The sequence below is a fragment of the Pseudomonas graminis genome, from assembly GCF_900111735.1.
Classification (GTDB): domain Bacteria; phylum Pseudomonadota; class Gammaproteobacteria; order Pseudomonadales; family Pseudomonadaceae; genus Aquipseudomonas; species Aquipseudomonas graminis.
Genome location: NZ_FOHW01000016.1, coordinates 63,262 through 82,616 on the forward strand (window position 1 = coordinate 63,262; position 19,355 = coordinate 82,616).

Genomic DNA, 19,355 nt, shown 5'->3' on the forward strand with positions numbered 1-19,355 from the left:
TTCATGTCGATCGAAGTCCGTAACGTCAGCAAGAATTTCAACGCCTTCAAGGCCCTCGACGGCATCAGTCTGGATATCCAGAGTGGCGAGCTCGTGGCGCTGTTGGGCCCGTCCGGTTGTGGCAAGACCACGCTGCTGCGCATCATCGCCGGGCTGGAAACGCCGGATAAAGGCAGCATTGTGTTCCACGGCGAGGATGTCTCCGGCCACGACGTGCGCGATCGCAACGTAGGGTTCGTCTTCCAGCACTACGCGCTGTTTCGCCACATGACCGTGTTCGACAACGTCGCTTTCGGCCTGCGCATGAAGCCGAAGAACCAGCGCCCGAACGAGAGCCAGATCGCTGTCAAAGTGCATGAACTGCTGAACATGGTGCAGCTGGACTGGCTGTCGGACCGCTATCCGGAGCAGCTGTCGGGCGGTCAGCGTCAGCGGATTGCACTGGCCCGGGCCTTGGCGGTGGAGCCCAAAGTGTTGCTGCTGGACGAGCCGTTCGGCGCGCTGGATGCCAAGGTGCGCAAGGAACTGCGTCGCTGGCTGGCGCGGCTGCACGAAGACATCAACCTGACTTCGGTCTTCGTGACCCACGATCAGGAAGAGGCGATGGAAGTCGCGGACCGCATCGTGGTGATGAACAAGGGTGTGATCGAGCAGATCGGCTCGCCCGGGGATGTCTACGAGAACCCGGCCAGCGATTTCGTGTATCACTTTTTGGGTGACTCGAACCGCCTGCACCTGGGCGATGACAACCACGTGCTGTTCCGCCCACACGAGGTGTCATTGTCACGGCATGAAGTGGAAGGGCACCACGCGGCAGAAGTGCGGGACATCCGCCCGTTGGGAGCCACGACGCGCGTGACCCTGAAAGTCGAAGGGCAACCCGAGCTGATCGAAGCGGAAGTGGTGAAAGACCATGACAGCCTGACCGGACTGGCGCGGGGCGAGACGTTGTTCTTCAAGCCGAAGGTCTGGCAGAAAGTCGACAACCTCTAAGCGTACCCCTGTAGGAGCGTGGCTTGTCCCGCGATCTGCCGGGGACCGGCAGCAATCATGATAATGCGTTCTGCCTGATGCACCGCATTATCCAGTTTGCGGCGACTGCGTCGCCGATCGCGGGACAAGCCACGCTCCTGCAGGTTCGTGCGGGTACTCACAATCCGGGCCGGACGCAAATCCACTGTAGGAGCAATCGGAGGTTACGACGGTCGCGAAGGCGCTGGGTCAGCGACATCCACGTCGGCTGACCCATGCATTCGCGAGCAAGGTGGAGCGCCACCCCGGTCGCTCCTACAGTAATGCGAGTTCTAGACCGTGGCTTTTTTCAGATCCCGCCGGTGCGTCTTGCCCACTCGCGCCTCGATGGCGTGCTGCAACTTCTTTCTCATTCCCAGCAAAAAAGCCGCTTCGGCGACGACAAACAACGGCCCGATGATCAGGCCTGTGAGGTCGTCGACAAACGCCGGCTTGCGGCCTTCGTAATAATGGCCCACAAACTGAATCACCCAGCCGAGCACGAACAACCCGACGCCGGCGCTGAGCCAGACCATGGTGGTCTGTTGCGCCAGGTTCGCGCCGACCCACAGGCACAGCGCGAGCAAGACACCCATCAGCACGCCAAAGAAGGCATCCAGCCGCAGGTAGAAAAATGTCGCGGCCAGACTCACCAGCAAGGCCGGCGACACCCAGACACCGCCGAGGGACCAGCTGGTCCAGCCGGGGCGTGACAACAGCACGGCCACCGCGATCACGATCAGGGGAATGCCGACGAAGTGGGTGACGATATTGCGTGTGTCGCGGTGGTAGGCCGCGTACTGGCTGAGGTGATCGACGAGGTTTTTCATTGTTATTCCTCTATGGATACGTGGATCATGCCGCTGATTTTTTTCGGCCAAGCCCGCTGCACGGCTCAGCCTGCAACAAAACGCCGGCTATCAAAAGGAGATTCACATGACGAATGGAACCCAATGGCGCTCATGGTTTATCAACGACCGATGGTTCCGCGATCTGCCTGCGCTGCTGCAGGATAGCTTGCTGACCGGCATGCGTCAGCGTCGGGTGACGCCCGGTAAATCGATCTTCCAGCGCGGCGATTCTGCGCCTGGCTTGTACGCCTTGCTCACGGGCTCGTTGCGCATCAATCCCCTCAAGCCGCAGCAAACGGACATGCCACCGGCAGAAGGCTATCGGCCCTTCTGGTTCGGCGAAGTCTCGTTGTTCGACGACCTGCCCGCGACCCACGATGTGTTCGCCCAGGACGCGGTCATTCTCCTGCACATGCCCCATGCGCCACTCAAACAACTGCTGACCGAACACCCGGCCTTGTGGCGGCATTTTCGTGAGTTGCTGGGGCGCAAGCTCGGTCTTGCCGTGCCTGCCATTGAAGACATCACGCTGATGCCCACTGAAGAACGCGTGGCGTTTCGGCTGCTGATGCTCGCCGAAGCCTACGGCGAGATGGATCGCTCCGTGCGCAGCGTGCCCCTTGCCGACATGGCCTCGAATCGTTGCCTCGGGCTGAGCGCCGAGGTGGTCGAGCGGGTAGTAGGGGAGTTCGCCGAACGGCAGATCGTGCGTCGCGATCACGATCTTATCGGCGTGGAGGACATAGAATGGCTGCGCGAGGCGGCCCTTCACCGCCTGACCGGCGCAAGCGATGAAGGGCGTCGCCGCTCAGCGGTTTAAACCTTCGCGATACTGACTGGGCGTCATGCCGGTCCAGCGCTTGAACGCGCGGCTGAAACTGCTGGTGTCGGCGAAACCGAGCAGGTAGGCGACTTCACTGAGCGAGCTAGCCGGGTCGCGCATGTGCTGCAGGGCCAGATTCTGCCGGCACTGATTGAGCAGCAAGTCGTAGCGGCAACCCTCGTCGGCCAGATGGCGTTGAAGGCTGCGCAGGCTCAGGTGCAGCGTGTGGGCAATGTGCTCGGCGGACGGCTCGCCCTCCGGCAAATGGGTCTCGATGGCGCCACGCACCTTGCGCTCCCAGGTCAGTGCACTGAGTTGCTCGAGGGTTCGGTTGAGCACCGCCTCGTTGTGCACGGCCAGCTCCGGATTACCGTCGTCCAGGTGCCTGTCGAAATCCTCGCTGGCAAAACTCAGCAGATTCTCCGCCGCGCCGAAGAACAGCGGCGCACGGAAGACGTCATGCCACGGCTGCGGGTCTGCCGGTGGCGGCCGCATCAGGTGCACGGCCAGCGGCGCGTAATGACGGCCCAGGCGGTTGCGGCACGTGCGCACATAGATTGCGGCGAAGGCGTCCATCGCCTCATTGGCTGGCACCGGACTACCGTCGGGCACGCGGAAGCGAAACTCGTAACACTCGTCCAAACGTTCAAAGCTCATGACCAGCGCGTCGCTCACCACCGGGTGATAACGCACGATGCGCTCGAACACCTCACGCAACGAACCGCTGGCGACCAGGGCGTAACCCAGCGCATGAAAGGTTGTCGGGCTGACGAAGCGCGACACCCGCAAGCCCAGCGCCGGATCGCCACTCGCCTGCACCGCCAGCTCCCAGAAACGGGTGGTCACCGTCACCGGGTATCGAGCGTTGGGATCATCCATCAGTTGCGGATCCAGGCCCGCAGCCTGGCTCAGTGCGAGGCTGTCGAGGCCGAGGGCATCGAGTTGCTTGCGCAGGGCGCGGGTCCAGCTGGCGAGGATGCTCGGCTCAGACATACAGGTTGGCGCCTCCGGTCTACAGATTGGCGTTCACGGTCAGGCAGCTTTCCTCCTGAAGCGGCACAGTGGTGCCATGTTTTTTCATCCTGAAACCGGAGAATGGAAGCATGCACGACACTTCTGCAAGTGCTGCCGGACTGAATGCACAACAACGATCAGCGCATATTCGTGCGGTGGTTTCCGCCCACGGCGCTGCGTTGCGTGAGCGCCATCCGCTGTTGCGGCATCAAGACGCCATTGGCGCCGGCATCCTGTTCTTCGCACTGGCCGGCATGATCGGCAGCGCGGCGCTCTATCTCGGGGGTTATCTGGCCTGGTGGGCGTGCCTGCTGCTGAATGCGTTCTTCGCCTCGCTGACCCACGAGCTTGAACACGACCTGATCCACAGCATGTACTTCCGCAAGCAGCGCGTGCCCCATAACCTGATGCTGGCGCTGGTCTGGCTGGCGCGGCCGAGCACAATCAATCCCTGGATTCGCCGACACTTGCACCTCAATCACCACAAGGTCTCCGGCACTGAGGCCGACATGGAGGAGCGCGCCATCACCAATGGCGAACCGTGGGGCGTGGCGCGGTTGCTGATGGTGGGCGATAACGTCATGTCGTCGCTGATCCGCATGCTGCGGGCGAAAACCCGGGCGCATAAATTCAGCATTCTCAAACGCACCCTTCGCGTTTATGCGCCGCTGGCGCTGCTCAATTGGGGCGCGTGGTACGTGTTTCTCGGCTTCCACGGCGCCAACGGCATTGCCGGTCTTATGGGCAGCCCGATTGAATGGTCGGCGAATACGCTGGCGGTCATGCACGTCATCGACGTCGCTGTCGTGGTGCTGGTCGGTCCGAACGTGCTGCGTACCTTTTGCCTGCACTTCGTCAGTTCGAACATGCATTACTACGGCGACGTCGAACTGGGGAATGTCATGCAACAGACCCAAGTGCTCAATCCGTGGTGGATGTGGCCGCTGCAGGCGTTCTGCTTCAACTTCGGCAGCACCCACGGGATCCATCACTTCGTGGTGAAGGAGCCGTTTTACATACGCCAGATGACGGCGCCCGTTGCGCACAAGGTGATGGCCGAGATGGGGGTGCGCTTCAATGATTTCGGCACCTTCGGACGGGCCAACCGGTTTGAGCGCACTGCTGAAAACGACACGGTGCTCAAGCCTGCGCGCGGTTGATGCCTGCCTGCCTGTTGTGCCAGTGATGCTGGCGTTCAGAAATTTTTCTGGATAAAAATTTCTGTAACAACCGCCCCTTAATCTCTGCTCATCCCCGGCGAGCTGGGGGCAGACAGCGTGATTATCAGGGTCACCCCTTTAAGGCAGGGGGTGGCCCTCTTTTTTTGCGCTATCCCCCGAAGTTGCGGCATATATTTTCGAGCTATTAATAAATAGCTTCTTATTCTTTTTCGAATATATGCCCGATCCCTATACTCGCCCCCATGAACGCACCGTGCAGGAGGCGAAGGCCATGCATAACGAATCGATCCGTTACTTGATCGTGCCAGGCTGGCAAGGATCTGCCGACGACCATTGGCAAACTCACTGGCAGAACAGCCTGCCCAATAGCGTGCGCGTGGAGCAGGCCGACTGGCTCAAACCGCGCCGCGAAGATTGGGTAGGTGAACTGCAACGCGCTATCGCCTCGGACAGCACACCGGTGATTCTCATTGCCCACAGCCTGGGTTGCGTCACCGTCGCCCATTGGGCGCAGCTGGCGCCATTGGCGAGTTTGCGTCAAGTGCGCGGAGCCTTGCTGGTGGCTCCCGCCGACGTCGAGCGGCCCAATTGCCCGCCGGCGATCCGCAATTTCGCGCCGATCCCCGAACACCTGCTGCCGTTCCCGATCCAAGTGGTCAGTTCGGACAACGATTCAGCCGTCAGCGCATTGCGCGCGATGGAAATGGCCCGCAACTGGGGCGCCGAAATCGGCATCCTCAGCGGCGCTGGCCATATCAACGTGAAGTCCGGCCATCAGCGGTGGGAGCAGGGTTTCGCTTACCTGTACCGGCTCCAAGGGCGTATCGAGCAACTTACCCGCCGCCGCGCATGACATCAGCACACGTCACCGTCGGTACGCACGAGCCAACTTTTCTCAGCATCATTTTCGCCGCAGTGAACCGACAGGTGCTGCGGCTTTTTTTTAAACGCCCGGGTCCATGAATGGTCGGGCGGGAGCCTGCCATGAGCCTTTCCGACATTTCGAGCCACCCGTTGTTGACCTTTCCTGATGCTGAAAAAAGCCCGCTGAGCATCCGCGCCAAGGCCTTGGTGTTCATCGATCCACGATCGCGGCAGTTGCGCGAAGAGATGGAGCTGCTGGCGCCACTGGACCTGCCGGTGCTGATCCGCGGCGAATCCGGCACCGGCAAGGAATTGCTGGCGCGTCATATCCATCGTGGCAGCGACCGGGCCGGGTTGTTCGTATCCGTCAACTGTGGCGCCATCAGCTCGACCTACGCCGACGCCGAGCTGTTCGGTTACGCCGCCGGCGCCCACAGCGGCTCTGTCAGCAGTCGGGCAGGCTGGTTCGGCTCGGCAACGGGCGGCACCCTATATCTGGATGAGATCGCCGACCTGCCGATGGCGATCCAGATCAAATTGCTCGCGGCGCTGGAAAACCACGAAGTCACCCGCGTTGGCGCCACGCAGCCCAGCCAGGTCGACGTCAGGCTGGTCGCAGCGACCAGCATCGACCTGCGCCTGTCGGTCGCCGCTGGCAAATTCCACGAGCGGCTTTATCGCTACCTGAACGAAGGGCGTCTCGACCTGCCGGCGTTGCGCGAGCAGCCCGGCAACATCCTGCCGTTGGCCGAGTACTTCCTGGGGATTTACAGCCAGCGCTTCGGGTTCGAGATGCCGCTGATCAGCGAGGACGCGCAGCGCGTGCTCGAAGCCCATTACTGGCCGGGCAACACGCGGGAGCTGGAGAACGTCATTCACTTCGCGCTGCTGGTCAGCAGCGGCGCGGAAATCCTGCCCGAGCATCTGAATCTGCCGATTCGGTGATGGCTCTCTAGCCCCGGCGCCAGGCGGCTGGGTGGCAAGATGCCCGTTGAGAACCAAAAAGCATAACCGCCTGACTAAAAAGTATTGTCTCGGAATAAAAAATCTCGGTACTGTCGGCACCAGCCGCCACCCTGCCGAGGGTCGATCCCGCGGCAGACCGAAGACAAGTCGCCCACGAGGCGACCCGATTTCTATTAAGGACATCGCATGAAGAAGACGTTTCTGTTCACCGCACTGGCGGCTGCTCTCTCCCTGGGCATCAGCGCTGCACAAGCTGCCGAGAAGCTCGTCGTAGGCGCCACCGCTGTTCCGCACGCTGAGATCCTTGAGCTGATCAAGCCTGAACTGGCCAAAGAAGGCGTGGACCTGCAGATCAAAGTCTTCACTGACTACGTGCAGCCCAACGTGCAACTGAACGAGAAGCGTCTGGACGCCAACTACTTCCAGACCAAGCCTTATCTGGATGGCTTCAACAAGGGCAAGGGCGCCACCCTGGTGACCGGCGTCGGCGTACACGTCGAACCGTTCGGTGGTTACTCGAAGAAGTGGAAGTCGATCGCCGAGCTGCCTGACGGCGCAACCGTTGCCATCCCTAACGAAGGCAGCAACGCTGGTCGCGCTCTGCTGTTGTTGCAGAAGAACGGCCTGATCACCCTGAAAGATCCAACCGACGCCCTGGCGACGCCGAAAGACATCGCCACCAACCCGAAGCACCTGAAGTTCCGCGAGCTGGAATCGGCGCTGCTGCCGCGCGCGCTGGATCAGGTTGACCTGGATCTGATCAACACCAACTACGCGCTGGAAGCCAAGCTCAGCCCTAAAAAGGATGCGCTGATTCTGGAAGGTGCCGACTCGCCATACGTGAACTACCTGGTGACCCGTACCGACAACGCTCACACCGACGCGATCGAGAAGCTGTCCAAAGCGCTGACCAGCCAGCAAGTCAAAGACTTCATCAACAAGAAGTACGACGGCGCGGTATTGCCAGCGTTCTGATGAAGGCCTGAGCGCGCCATTGCAGCGCGTTCATTTTTACAAAACGCGCTTGCCTGCCGCCGCTCCTACTCCGCTGACGCACAGTCATCGAGGGTTGGGGGTGGCGACAGGCAAGCGCGTTTTTGCGTTTCAAGCGCGGCGCCTGTGCATAAGTCCGCAAGCCGGCGCACCGCGTATGGCAGTAACTGCCGGAGGCCGTCGCTAGGTCGTTCAGCGCTATGCATATGCTCTAACGATATTTAAAATTCCGTTCTTATAGCTTTAAAGTCTTCCCTCCTTAGCCACACCTTTTGGAGTCGGAGTTCTCATGCCAGCAGCCTCCCACGCTTCGTCCGCGCAAGCGCCCGGTCAGCCGTTCGATGTGCGTCCATTCGCCGAAAAGGTGGGCGCGGAAATCGTCGGTCTGGATCTGTCCCGTCCGCTCAACGACGCCGATTTTGCCCGGGTGCATCAAGCGCATCTCGACTATCACGTTGTCGTTTTCCGCGATCAGCACATCACCCCGCAGCAGCAGATCGATTTCAGCCGCCGTTTTGGCGTCCTGCAGATTCACGTGCTCAAGCAGTTCCTGCTCGCCAATCACCCCGAAATTTTGATCGTCTCCAATATCGTCGAGAACGGTCAGCCGGTGGGGCTGGGGGATGCCGGCAAATACTGGCACTCGGACCTTTCTTACAAAGAGCTGCCGAGCCTGGGCTCGATGCTCTATGCCCAGGAGCTGCCAAGCGAAGGCGGCGACACCCTGTTCGCTGACATGCACCTGGCCTGGGACACGCTGCCCGAGCACCTGCGCAAAGCCGTCGAAGGGCGCAACGCCGCGCACAGTTACACCTCGCGCTACAGCCATGGGCATAACGCCGATAACTGGCGCCCGACCCTCAGCGCTGAACAGTTGGCCCAGGTCGCGGTAGTCAGTCACCCGATCGTGCGCACTCACCCGGAAAACGGGCGCAAGGCGCTGTTCGTCAGCGAAGGCTTCACGACCCATATCCTTGGCCTGCCGGACGACGAGAGTCAGGCGATTCTGACCGAGCTGTACGCCCACAGCGTTCGCCCGGAAGGCGTTTACCGCCACAAGTGGCAGGAGAACGACATGGTGTTCTGGGACAACCGTTCGCTGATTCATCTGGCCGGCGGCACGCCCGATCACCTGCGCCGTCGCCTGCACCGCACCACCATTCAGGGCGATGCGCCGTTCTGATCAGGAGAGCTCCATGAATGCCGCTCTGCAAAGCCACACGGCTAGCGATCGCTTGAACGCGCAACAGGCCAGCCAGCCCACTGCTGAAGCGCTGCTGCAAGTACAGGGCGTCAGCCTTGAATACCGCACGCCGGAGCGCGTGGTGCGGGCCACCCATCAAGTCAGTTTTGAAATCGATCCTGGCGACCGCTTTGTCCTGCTCGGCCCGTCGGGCTGCGGCAAGTCAACGCTGCTCAAGGCCGTGGCCGGGTTCATTCAGCCCAGCGAAGGGCAGATTCGACTGGCCGGTCAGCAGGTCACGGAACCGGGGCCGGACCGAATTGTGGTGTTTCAGGAATTCGACCAGTTGCCGCCGTGGAAGACGGTGATTCAGAACGTCATGTTTCCGCTGCTGGCCTCGCGCACCCTCAAGCGCCGTGAAGCCGAGGAGCGTGCGCGGTATTACCTGGAAAAGGTCGGCTTGAGCGCCTTCGCCGATGCGTATCCGCATACGTTGTCCGGCGGCATGAAGGCGCGCGTGGCGATTGCCCGGGCGCTGGCGATGCAGCCGAAAATCCTGCTGATGGACGAGCCCTTCGCCGCGCTTGATGCGCTCACCCGCCGCAAGATGCAGGAAGAGCTGCTGGAGTTGTGGGAAGAGGTGCGCTTCACGCTGCTGTTCGTGACCCACTCCATCGAAGAAGCACTGGTGGTGGGCAACCGGATTCTGCTGCTGTCGCCCCATCCGGGCCGCGTGCGCGCCGAGATCAACAGCCATCAGTACACCCTGAAAAGCCTCGGCGGCGTTGAGTTTCAGGCGTCTGCGCAGCGCATTCACCGCCTGCTGTTCGACGAAGGCGAAGCGCATGCGGTCGAGCCGGATCTGCGGTTTCAGGATGTTCGTATTGCCTATTAACAGCGCTGCCGGTGGGACCCTCGACCGGCTGCATGAACTGAGCGTATCTCCGTAGGAGCCGGCTTGCTGGCGAACGCGTTAGGTCTGACACCGTTTTGGTGGATGGCAGATGGTTCGCCAGCAAGCCGGCTCCTTGGGCGCGTCGTCTTGAGAGACATACCCATGAGCCTTTCACCCCCACTGCGGGAAGAATACGAAGTCGTGCTGGAGCCTTTCACTCAGGAAGACCTGGCCCGCGACATTCCCCTCGCGCAACGTATCTGGCAGGTCAGCTGGGTGCGTAAAGCCGTCATCCTGTTGGCCCTGGCGATCATCTGGGAAATCGCCGCGCGCATTCAGGGCAACGACCTGCTGCTGCCGAGCTTTCTGCAAACCGCTTCGGCGTTTATCGACGGCATCGTCAGCGGCGAATTGCTGACCAAGGTCTGGATTTCTCTGACGGTGCTGGTCAAGGGTTACCTGATCGGCATCGTCCTGGCGTTCGGGCTGACGACGCTGGCGGTATCGACCCAGCTGGGTCGCGACCTGCTGGGCACGCTGACGGCGATGTTCAACCCGTTGCCGGCCATCGCGCTGCTGCCGCTGTCGCTGTTGTGGTTCGGCCTGGGTGAAAACAGCCTGATCTTCGTACTGGTGCATTCCGTGCTCTGGGCGCTGGCCTTGAATACCTACGCGGGATTCCTCGGCGTCTCTGAAACCCAGCGCATGGCCGGGCGCAATTACGGCCTCAAGGGCCTGCGGTTCGTCTGGTACATCCTGATCCCTGCGGCGCTGCCGTCGATTCTCGCGGGCCTGAAAATCGGCTGGGCCTTTGCCTGGCGAACCCTCATCGCCGCTGAACTGGTGTTCGGCGCGTCTTCGGGCAAGGGCGGTCTGGGCTGGTACATCTTCCAGAATCGCAACGAGCTGTACACCGACAAGGTGTTCGCGGGCCTGGCGGCGGTGATCATCATCGGTCTGCTGGTGGAAAACCTGCTGTTCAGCAACGTCGAGCGCCTGACCGTGAAGCGGTGGGGCATGCAGCGCTGATCTGTTTTTTTCAAACGAACGCTCCGCCTCGTGGCCGCTGGATGGGCAATGAGGCTGTCACCCCTTTCGCCTTCATCGTGAGAAGTGTATGAATTTTCCAAAGAGAGTTGCACAGTTCAAGCGCCCGACACTGACCACGCTCGCCGCCGCACTGGGGCTGGCCTTGTTGAGCAACGGCGCTCACGCTGAAGGCAAGATCAGCATCGCCCAGCAGTTCGGCATCGGTTATCTGATTCTGGACGTCGTTCAGCAGCAGAAGCTGATCGAGAAGCACGGCAAGGAGCAGGGTCTGGACATCGAGGTCGACTGGAACAGCATCTCCGGCGCCACCGCGATGAATGAAGCCCTCTTGGCTGGCGCGCTGGACGTGGTGTCGGCGGGCGTGCCGCCGATGCTGACCATCTGGGACCGCACCAAGGGCAAGCAGAACGTCAAGGCAATCGCCTCGCTGGGCTCAATGCCTAATTACCTGCTCAGCAACAATCCCAACGTGAAAACCCTCAACGACTTCACCGACAAGGACCGCATCGCGGTGCCGGCGGCGGGCGTGGGGTTCCAGTCGCGTACGTTGCAGATCGAAACCGCCAAGCTGTTCGGGAACGAGAATTTCAAGAAGTTCGACAACATCTCCGTCAGCCTGCCGCACCCGGACGCCACGTCGGCGCTTATTGCCGGCGGTTCGGAGATCAGCGCGCACTTCTCCAGTCCGCCTTTTCAGTATCAGGAGCTGGAAAACCCCAAGGTGCATAAAGTGCTGAGTTCGTACGATGTGCTGGGCGGCGAGGCGACGTTCAACGTGCTCTACACTACTCAGAAATTCCACGACGAAAACCCGAAGACCTACAAAGCGTTCTATGACGCCCTGGCCGAGGCCGAGAAAATCATCAAAGCCGACAAACCTGCGGCGGCGAAGACCTACATCGACGTCGAGAAATCGAAATTGCCGTTGCCGCTGGTGGAGAAGATCGTCTCCGACCCTGAGATCGACTTCACCGTCGTGCCCCAGCGCACGTTCATCTACGCCGAAAAACTGCACGAGCTGGGTGTGCTGAAAAACAAGGCTGACAGCTGGAAGGATTTCTTCTTCGAAGAAGCCCACGGTGGCGCGGGGAGTTGATCCTCCATGTTTGATCGGGCTGTCTAGATAGGCCAGCCAGGGGAGGCGGTGTGTCAGTCACGCCGCCTTCGCGACCGTCGTAACCTCCGATTGCTCCTACAGGGGATTGGCGTCCACCGAAGATATTCGCCGCGGGCACCAAACTGATCTACGTCAGACGCAGATGTTGGGCCCGGCGCATGACTGTAGGAGCGCGCTTGCGCGCGAATGCGGTGTGTCTGCCAACATCCATGCCACAGACCCACCGCCTTCGTCCGGATGCGGCCAGACCAAGCGCGCTCCTGCACCGATCTATGTCCGGCGCTGGACGTCCGGCGTATGCAAATCATCGGTAGGAGCGTGGCTTGTCCCGCGATCTGGCGCGCAGCGGCAGCAGGTCTGCACCGATTTTTCCCTGATCCACCGCGTGCACAGATTCCACGACCGGTTCCCGGCCGATCGCGGGACAAGCCACGCTCCTACAGAGGGATTTTGCGTCCGGTGCAGATGTTTGGCACGGCGTGTACCTGTAGGAGCGCGCTTGCCCGCGAACGCGTTGTGTCCGCCAACATCAATGTCACAGACCCACCGCCTTCGTCCGGATGCGGCCCAGGCCAAGCGCGCTCCTGCACCGATCTATGTCCGGCGCTGGACGTCCGGCGTATGCAAATCATCGGTAGGAGCGTGGCTTGTCCCGCGATCTGGTGCGCAGCGGCAGCAGGTCTGCCATCGGTTTCTGCCTGATCCACCGCGTGAACCGATTCCACGACCGGTTCCCGGCCGATCGCGGGACAAGCCACGCTCCTACAGGGGGATTTGCGTCAGACGCACACATCGGGCACGGCACGAAACCTGTAGGAGTGACAGGGGTGGCGCTCCACCTTGCCCGCGAACGCGGTGTGTCCGCCAACATCAATGTCACAGACCAATCCCATCGCGGACAGGCGCGCTCTAGCGTAGATTAGCGTGCGCTATAGATTCCGGCAGAGTTCAGTACCACCAAGGAACCCTGATGTAAGCTCACAGTCGCATGATCACATCGCGACGGCCCCGGCGGCGCGGTGTCGCAACGGCATTGGCACAAGGAGCTTGCATGCCCGCCCAACCCTCTCTGTTTCTTGGTCGTCTGACCGTTCTTTCCATCGGTTTGTGCCTGGCCGTTCTCGCCGGCTGTGACAAGGAAAAGCCCCAGGACCCGGTGTTGCCCCGCGTCCAGATCCAGGACGTCAAAACCAGTGAATACGCCGCCGCGGTCGCGCTGACCGGGGATGTGCAGGCGCGGGTGCAGACGCAGCTGTCGTTTCGCGTGGGCGGCAAGATCATTCAGCGTTCGGTCGATGTCGGCGATCAAGTGTCGGCCAAACAAGTACTGGCCAAACTCGACCCCAAAGACCTGCAGACCAACGTCGACTCCGCCATCGCTGCCGTTGCCGCTGAGCAGGCGCGCGTGAAACAGACCTCTGCGGCCTTCGTGCGCCAGGAAAAACTGCTGCCCAAGGGCTACACCAGCCGCAGTGAATACGATTCAGCCCAGGCGCAATTGCGCGGCAGTCAGAGCGCGCTCAAAGCCGCTCAGGCGCAACTGGCCAACGCCCGCGAGCAGCTGAGTTACACCGCATTGATCGCCGATGCGCCCGGTATCATTACCGCGCGGCAGGCTGAGGTGGGCCAGGTCTTGCAGCCAACGGCGCCGATCTTCAGCCTGGCCCGCGATGGCGAGCGTGACGCCGTGTTCGACGTTTACGAATCGCTGTTCGTCAACCCGCCCACCGACCAGCCGGTCGAAGTCACGTTGCTGGACAACCCCAAGGTCAAGGCCGTCGGTAAAGTCCGCGAAGTCACCCCGGCCGTTTCAGCGCAGACGGGCACGCTGCAAGTGAAAATCGCACTCAGCTCACTGCCTCCGGGCATGGACCTGGGTTCGGTGGTCAGTGCCGCCCTGACCGTACCGGCCAAGACCAGCGTCGAGCTGCCATGGTCAGCGCTGACCAAAGGTCTGGGCGATCAGCTCGGCAAACCTGCCGTTTGGGTGGTCGATGGCGACAACAAGGTCAGCCTGCGCAGCGTGACCGTTGGGCGCTACCTCACAGGCAAGGTGATCATCGTCGACGGTCTGAAGAATGGTGAAAAAGTGGTCGTTGCCGGTAATCAGTTATTGCACCCCGATATGCAAGTCGAACTCGCCGACGTGCACCCCGATCCCGCGAAGCAATCGGCAGGAGCCCAGCAATGAAGCGCTTGTCAGGGGTTGTGTTGGCCGGTCTGCTGTTAAGCGCCTGCAGCAAGGAAGAGCCGCCACCGGAGCCGGTTCGGCCGGTCCTGTTCATCGAGGTGAAGCCACAGGCCCAAGAAAGCCTGGGTCGCTTCGCCGGCAACATTGCCGCGCGCTATGAAAGCACCCTGGGCTTTCGCGTTTCGGGTCGCATCGCCCAGCGCAGTGTCGATGTCGGCGCTCAGGTCAAGAAGGGCGACCTGCTCGCCGTGCTCGACCCGACGGACCAACAGAACCAGGTGCGCTCGACCCAGGGCGATCTGGCCCGGGTCGAGGCCCAGTTGATCAACGCCCAGGCCAATGCACGGCGGCAGCACGAGTTGTTTGATCGCGGCGTTGGCGCCCAGGCCGCGCTGGATGTCGCAGTCACCGACCTGAAAACCACTCAGTCTTCCTATGATCAGGCCAAGGCCGCGATGCAACAGGCCAAGGATCAGTTGAGCTACAGCGAGCTGCGCGCCGATCACGATGCCGTGGTCACCCAATGGAAAGTCGAGGCCGGCCAAGTGGTCAGCGCAGGCGAGCAGGTGGTGACACTGGCGCGCCCGGACATCAAGGAAGCGGTCATTGACCTGCCGGCGCAACTGGGCGATCAACTGCCCAGCGACGTGGTGTTCACAGTCGCCAGCCAGCTGGAGCCGGAGATCAACACCACAGCGACCGTTCGAGAACTCGAGCCTCAGGCCGAAAGCACCACGCGCACCCGTCGCGCACGTTTGACCCTGGCGGACACGCCGGCGGCCTTCCGATTGGGTACAGCGATCAGCGTGACCCTCAGCTCGGCGATCAAACCGCGCATCGAGCTGCCCGCCACCTCCGTGCAGGAGGTCGACGGCAAGACGCAGATCTGGGTCATCGACATGCAGAATCAGACGGTTTCCCCACGCGTCGTCACGGTCGTCAGCCGCAGTGATGATTCCGTGGTACTGGCCGGTGGCGTCAGCGATGGCGATCGCGTTGTGACCGCCGGCGTCAACAGCCTCAAGCCGGGGCAGAAAATTAAAGTCGATAAGGAAAGCCCACGATGAAAGGGACGTTCAACCTCTCCGATTGGGCGATCAAGCATCAGTCTTTCGTCTGGTACCTGATGTTCGTCGGCCTGCTGATGGGCGTGTTTTCCTACATGAACCTGGGCCGTGAAGAAGACCCTTCGTTCACCATCAAGACCATGGTCATACAAACCCGCTGGCCGGGCGCGACGGTGGATGAAACCCTTGAGCAGGTGACTGACCGCATCGAGAAAAAGCTCGAAGAGCTCGATTCCCTCGACTACGTGAAGAGCTACACCCGGCCGGGCGAGTCCACTGTTATGGTTTACCTGCGCGACACCACCAGCGCGGAGGCCATTCCTGACATCTGGTACCAGGTGCGCAAGAAGATCGACGACATTCGCGGGCAATTTCCCCAAGGTATTCAAGGCCCGGCGTTCAATGATGAGTTCGGCGACGTTTACGGCTCGATCTACGCTTTCACCTCTGACGGCCTGACCCTGCGCCAGCTGCGCGACTATGTGGAGCAAGTGCGCGTCCAGATCCGCGACGTGCCGGGCCTGGGCAAAGTCGAAATGATCGGCGAGCAGGACGAGGTGCTGTACCTGAACTTTTCCACCCGCAAGCTGGCGGCGCTGGGGCTGGATCAGCGTCAGGTCGTGCAAAGCCTGCAATCGCAAAACACCGTGACGCCTGCCGGGGTCATCGAGGCGGGTCCTGAGCGCATATCGGTGCGCACCTCCGGCCAGTTCGCGTCGGAAAAAGACCTGGAAAACGTCAATCTGCGCCTCAATGATCGCTTCTATCGCTTGAGCGACATCGCTGAAATCACCCGCGGCTACGTCGATCCGCCCAAGCCGCTGTTCCGCTTCGATGGCAAGCCAGCGATTGGGCTGGCCATTGCCATGAAGAAAGGCGGCAACGTTCAGGAGTTCGGCAAGCAGTTGCACGAGCGCATGACCGCCGCGACCGCCGACCTGCCGATTGGCGTCGGCGTAAATGTGGTTTCCGATCAGGCGCAAGTGGTCGAGAAAGCCGTCGGTGGTTTCACCAGCGCGCTGTTCGAAGCGGTGGTGATCGTGTTGATCGTCAGCTTCATCAGCCTCGGCATGCGCGCCGGTCTGGTGGTGGCCTGCTCGATTCCGCTGGTGCTGGCGATGGTCTTTGTGTTCATGGAATACAGCGGCATCACCATGCAGCGTATTTCCCTGGGCGCCCTGATTATTGCCCTCGGCCTGTTGGTCGATGACGCGATGATCACGGTGGAGATGATGGTGTCGCGCCTTGAGAAAGGCGAAACCAAAGCCCAGGCCGCGACCTACGCCTACACCTCGACGGCCTTCCCGATGCTCACCGGTACGCTGGTGACAGTTGCGGGCTTCGTGCCGATTGGCCTGAACGCCAGCTCGGCGGGGGAATACACCTTCACACTTTTCGCGGTGATCGCTGTCGCGATGTTGGTGTCGTGGGTCGTCGCAGTGCTGTTCGCCCCGGTGATCGGCGTGCACATCCTCAGCGAGAACGTGAAAAAGCACGACGAGAACGCCAAGCCCGGACGCATCGCACGGGCCTTCAACGGCTCAATGTTCTGGGCCATGCGTCACCGCTGGTTGACCATCATCATCACGATTTTGCTGTTTGCCACCTCGCTGTTCTGCATGCGCTTCGTGCAGAACCAGTTCTTCCCCTCATCGGATCGCCCGGAGATTCTGGTCGACCTCAACCTGCCGCAGAACGCGTCGATCAACGAGACCCGCCGCGCGGTGGACAAACTTGAGGCGACCCTCAAGGACGATCCGGACATTGTCAGCTGGAGCACGTACATCGGCGAAGGCGCGGTGCGTTTCTACCTGCCGCTCGATCAGCAGCTGGAGAACCCGTACTACGCGCAGTTGGTGATCGTCAGCAAAGGGCTGGAAGAGCGCGGCGCGTTGACCGAGCGTTTGAAAAAACGCCTGCGGGATGACTTCGTCGGCATCGGCACCTACGTTCAGGCGCTGGAAATGGGGCCGCCGGTGGGGCGCCCGATTCAGTACCGGGTCAGCGGCGAAAACATTGATGAAGTGCGCCAGCACGCCATCGAACTCGCCACGCTGCTCGACAAGAATCAGCACATCGGCGAGATGATTTACGACTGGAACGAGCCCGGCAAAGTCCTGCGCATCGACATCAATCAGGACAAGGCGCGGCAACTGGGGCTGTCGTCCGAGGACGTCGCGCAGTTGATGAACAGCATCGTGACCGGCTCGGCGGTGACCCAGGTGCGCGACGACATCTACCTGATCAACGTCGTCGGTCGTGCGGTGGATTCCGAGCGCGGATCGCCGGAAACCCTGCAGAACCTGCAGATCGTCACGCCCCAGGGCACGTCGATTCCGCTACTGGCCTTCGCCAACGTGCGCTATGAGCTGGAGCAGCCGCTGGTGTGGCGTCGTGATCGTAAACCGACGATCACGCTCAAGGCCGCCGTGAGCGACGACATGCAGCCGACCGATCTGGTCAAGGAGCTCAAGCCCGAGATCGACAAGTTTGCCGCCGGTTTGCCGGTGGGCTTCAAGATTGCCACGGGCGGTACGGTGGAGGAGAGCGGCAAGGCCCAAGGGCCGATTGCCAAGGTCGTGCCGTTGATGATCTTCCTGATGGCGACCTTCCTGATGATCCAGCTGCACAGCGTGCAGAAGATGTTCATCGTCGCCAGCGTGGCGCCGTTGGGGCTGATAGGCGTGGTGCTGGCGCTGGTGCCGACCGGAACGCCCATGGGCTTTGTGGCGATCCTCGGCATTCTGGCGCTGATTGGCATCATCATCCGCAACTCGGTGATTCTGGTGACGCAGATTCATGAGTATGAAGTGGCCGGCTATCTGCCGTGGGATGCGGTGGCGGAAGCGACCGAGCACCGCCGTCGGCCGATTCTGCTCACCGCTGCCGCGGCAAGCCTGGGCATGATCCCCATCGCCCGCGAAGTGTTCTGGGGGCCGATGGCTTACGCGATGATCGGCGGGATCATCATCGCGACCCTGCTGACGCTACTGTTCCTGCCAGCGCTTTACGTGGCCTGGTACAAGATCAAGGAGCCGAGTGACGAGGAGCGTCAGAAAGCTGAGCGGGAGAAGCAGGAAAAGAGTGCGGAGAATGAGCGCGACCAAGGCGGCGCGGACGAAAAGCCGACGCCTGCTCGATAAAATAAAGGCGAGCCGGAATCTGTTCCGGCTCGCCTTGTTGGTGACGAATCTTTTGCTGCGTGAAAAGCCTGAAACCCTTCAAGCCTTGCGCCAGACACTCGCCAGCCACGGCTGCTGGTCCCTCGGCAATCCCGGCGGTCGGTAGTAGTGCTCGACCTCAATGAACCCGGCTTCAGTCAGCAGTACGGTCCATGACGCCAGGTCATGAAAGGCACCGTAGCGCTCGCCTTTCCAGCCTTCCTGGTTGTCGCCACGGGGATTGGAGCTGAACAACACGCCGCCGGGCTTCAACGCGGCGCGCAGTTGGCGCAGCACCCGAGGCAACTCCTGACGGGGGACGTGGAAAAGCGAGGCGTTGGCGAATATGCCGTCGAACCGTTCGGCGGGCAGGTTCAGCTCAAGGAAGTTCTGATGGAGCACGTCGCAGCCGCTGTCGGCACGGGCCATGTCGGCGAAGCGTTCGGAGCCATCCAGGCCGGTGGCGATGTGGCCCATGGCAGAAAATGTCTGAAGATCACGCCCTGGTCCGCACCCGAAATCGAGAATCTGGAACGGCGCCGGGCCGGTGATATTGCGCAGCAACGCATCAATGTTCTGGCTCACATCATGGTCGCGGGTCCCTTCGCGAAAGCCCTCGGCGACCTCGTTGTAATTGCCGAGGGTGGTGGCCGTGATCTGGGCGAGGTCTTCTGAGTCGAGTTTCATGGGGCGAGTGTCTGGGCGAATAAGGCCGCCAATATACCCCGCTCGCGGACTTCAACGCCGCTCTGGCATCAGATTGGCGCCCGACGTAAAGGCTGGTGCGGGGACGAACCTGTAGGGGTGACCGGGGTGGCGCTCCACCTTGCTCGCGAATGCGTCGTGTCAGTCAGCATCCAGGTCACAGACCCACCGCTTTCGCGACCGTCGTAACCTCCGATTGCTCCTACAGTTGATTTGCATCGGACACGGATTCGGGAGGCGCGGCACGAACCTGTAGGAGTGAGCTTGCTCGCGATCTGGCGCG

15 protein-coding genes and 1 pseudogene are annotated in these 19,355 nt (G+C 61.3%); 13 read left to right on the forward strand and 3 right to left on the reverse strand.

All coding sequences use genetic code 11. The annotated features are described in order from the left end of the window. Nucleotides 1-3 precede the first annotated feature (3 nt). A complete protein-coding gene (locus BMY98_RS13870; RefSeq protein WP_065990983.1) occupies nt 4-993 on the forward strand; it encodes a sulfate/molybdate ABC transporter ATP-binding protein in 990 nt (329 codons plus the stop codon). 311 nt (nt 994-1,304) lie between these two features. Here the strand turns inward: BMY98_RS13870 and BMY98_RS13875 are convergent, their stop codons facing one another. Beyond that, nucleotides 1,305-1,841, reverse strand: a complete 537-nt coding sequence (locus BMY98_RS13875) for an Mpo1 family 2-hydroxy fatty acid dioxygenase (RefSeq protein ID WP_074890086.1) — start codon at nt 1,839-1,841, stop codon at nt 1,305-1,307. 106 nt (nt 1,842-1,947) lie between these two features. On the opposite strand from BMY98_RS13875, the gene BMY98_RS13880 reads away from it, so the two are divergent. Then, a complete protein-coding gene (locus BMY98_RS13880; RefSeq protein ID WP_074890092.1) occupies nt 1,948-2,682 on the forward strand; it encodes a Crp/Fnr family transcriptional regulator in 735 nt (244 codons plus the stop codon). On the opposite strand, the gene BMY98_RS13885 is transcribed toward BMY98_RS13880, so the two are convergent. Beyond that, nucleotides 2,671-3,678 carry an AraC family transcriptional regulator gene (locus BMY98_RS13885; RefSeq protein WP_074890095.1) on the reverse strand — a complete coding sequence of 336 codons (1,008 nt, stop codon included), beginning with the start codon at nt 3,676-3,678 and terminating at the stop codon, nt 2,671-2,673. The two genes, BMY98_RS13880 and BMY98_RS13885, sit on opposite strands and share 12 nt — an antisense overlap. A 110-nt stretch (nt 3,679-3,788) precedes the next feature. Here BMY98_RS13885 and BMY98_RS13890 point away from each other — a divergent pair, with 110 nt between their 5' ends. From BMY98_RS13890 to BMY98_RS13940, 11 genes and pseudogenes are all read left to right on the forward strand, one after another. Beyond that, nucleotides 3,789-4,859: a fatty acid desaturase gene (locus BMY98_RS13890; protein WP_074890098.1), complete on the forward strand. Its 1,071-nt coding sequence runs from the start codon at nt 3,789-3,791 to the stop codon at nt 4,857-4,859. A gap of 292 nt (nt 4,860-5,151) precedes the next feature. Further along, nucleotides 5,152-5,733, forward strand: a complete 582-nt coding sequence (locus BMY98_RS13895; RefSeq protein WP_074890101.1) for an alpha/beta hydrolase — start codon at nt 5,152-5,154, stop codon at nt 5,731-5,733. 131 nt (nt 5,734-5,864) lie between these two features. After that, nucleotides 5,865-6,680, forward strand: a pseudogene (locus BMY98_RS13900) (sigma 54-interacting transcriptional regulator); the annotation flags it as partial. A 216-nt stretch (nt 6,681-6,896) separates the two neighbouring features. Further along, nucleotides 6,897-7,685, forward strand: a complete 789-nt coding sequence (locus BMY98_RS13905) for a MetQ/NlpA family ABC transporter substrate-binding protein (RefSeq protein WP_074890104.1) — start codon at nt 6,897-6,899, stop codon at nt 7,683-7,685. 307 nt (nt 7,686-7,992) lie between these two features. Continuing rightward, on the forward strand, nt 7,993-8,886 hold the full coding sequence (locus tag BMY98_RS13910; protein WP_074890106.1) for a TauD/TfdA dioxygenase family protein: 894 nt from the start codon (nt 7,993-7,995) through the stop codon (nt 8,884-8,886). Nucleotides 8,887-8,938: 52 nt separating this feature from the next. Next, nucleotides 8,939-9,781 carry an ABC transporter ATP-binding protein gene (locus tag BMY98_RS13915; RefSeq protein ID WP_175514171.1) on the forward strand — a complete coding sequence of 281 codons (843 nt, stop codon included), beginning with the start codon at nt 8,939-8,941 and terminating at the stop codon, nt 9,779-9,781. Between the two features lie 162 nt (nt 9,782-9,943). Continuing rightward, the gene (locus BMY98_RS13920; RefSeq protein WP_074890113.1) at nt 9,944-10,810 is read left to right on the forward strand and encodes an ABC transporter permease; all 867 of its coding nucleotides are present in this window, start codon (nt 9,944-9,946) and stop codon (nt 10,808-10,810) included. An 88-nt stretch (nt 10,811-10,898) separates the two neighbouring features. Further along, the gene (locus tag BMY98_RS13925; protein WP_074890114.1) at nt 10,899-11,927 is read left to right on the forward strand and encodes an ABC transporter substrate-binding protein; all 1,029 of its coding nucleotides are present in this window, start codon (nt 10,899-10,901) and stop codon (nt 11,925-11,927) included. 1,072 nt (nt 11,928-12,999) lie between these two features. After that, nucleotides 13,000-14,139, forward strand: a complete 1,140-nt coding sequence (locus tag BMY98_RS13930; protein WP_074890116.1) for an efflux RND transporter periplasmic adaptor subunit — start codon at nt 13,000-13,002, stop codon at nt 14,137-14,139. Further along, nucleotides 14,136-15,206 (forward strand): efflux RND transporter periplasmic adaptor subunit, encoded by a 1,071-nt coding sequence (locus tag BMY98_RS13935; RefSeq protein ID WP_074890118.1) that lies wholly within the window; start codon nt 14,136-14,138, stop codon nt 15,204-15,206. Before BMY98_RS13930 ends, BMY98_RS13935 begins: the two co-directional genes overlap by 4 nt. Next, complete coding sequence (locus tag BMY98_RS13940) at nt 15,203-18,349, forward strand: efflux RND transporter permease subunit (RefSeq protein ID WP_074890120.1); 3,147 nt, start codon at nt 15,203-15,205, stop codon at nt 18,347-18,349. Before BMY98_RS13935 ends, BMY98_RS13940 begins: the two co-directional genes overlap by 4 nt. A 78-nt stretch (nt 18,350-18,427) precedes the next feature. On the opposite strand, the gene BMY98_RS13945 is transcribed toward BMY98_RS13940, so the two are convergent. Next, nucleotides 18,428-19,054, reverse strand: a complete 627-nt coding sequence (locus BMY98_RS13945; RefSeq protein ID WP_074890121.1) for a class I SAM-dependent methyltransferase — start codon at nt 19,052-19,054, stop codon at nt 18,428-18,430. Nucleotides 19,055-19,355 lie beyond the last annotated feature (301 nt).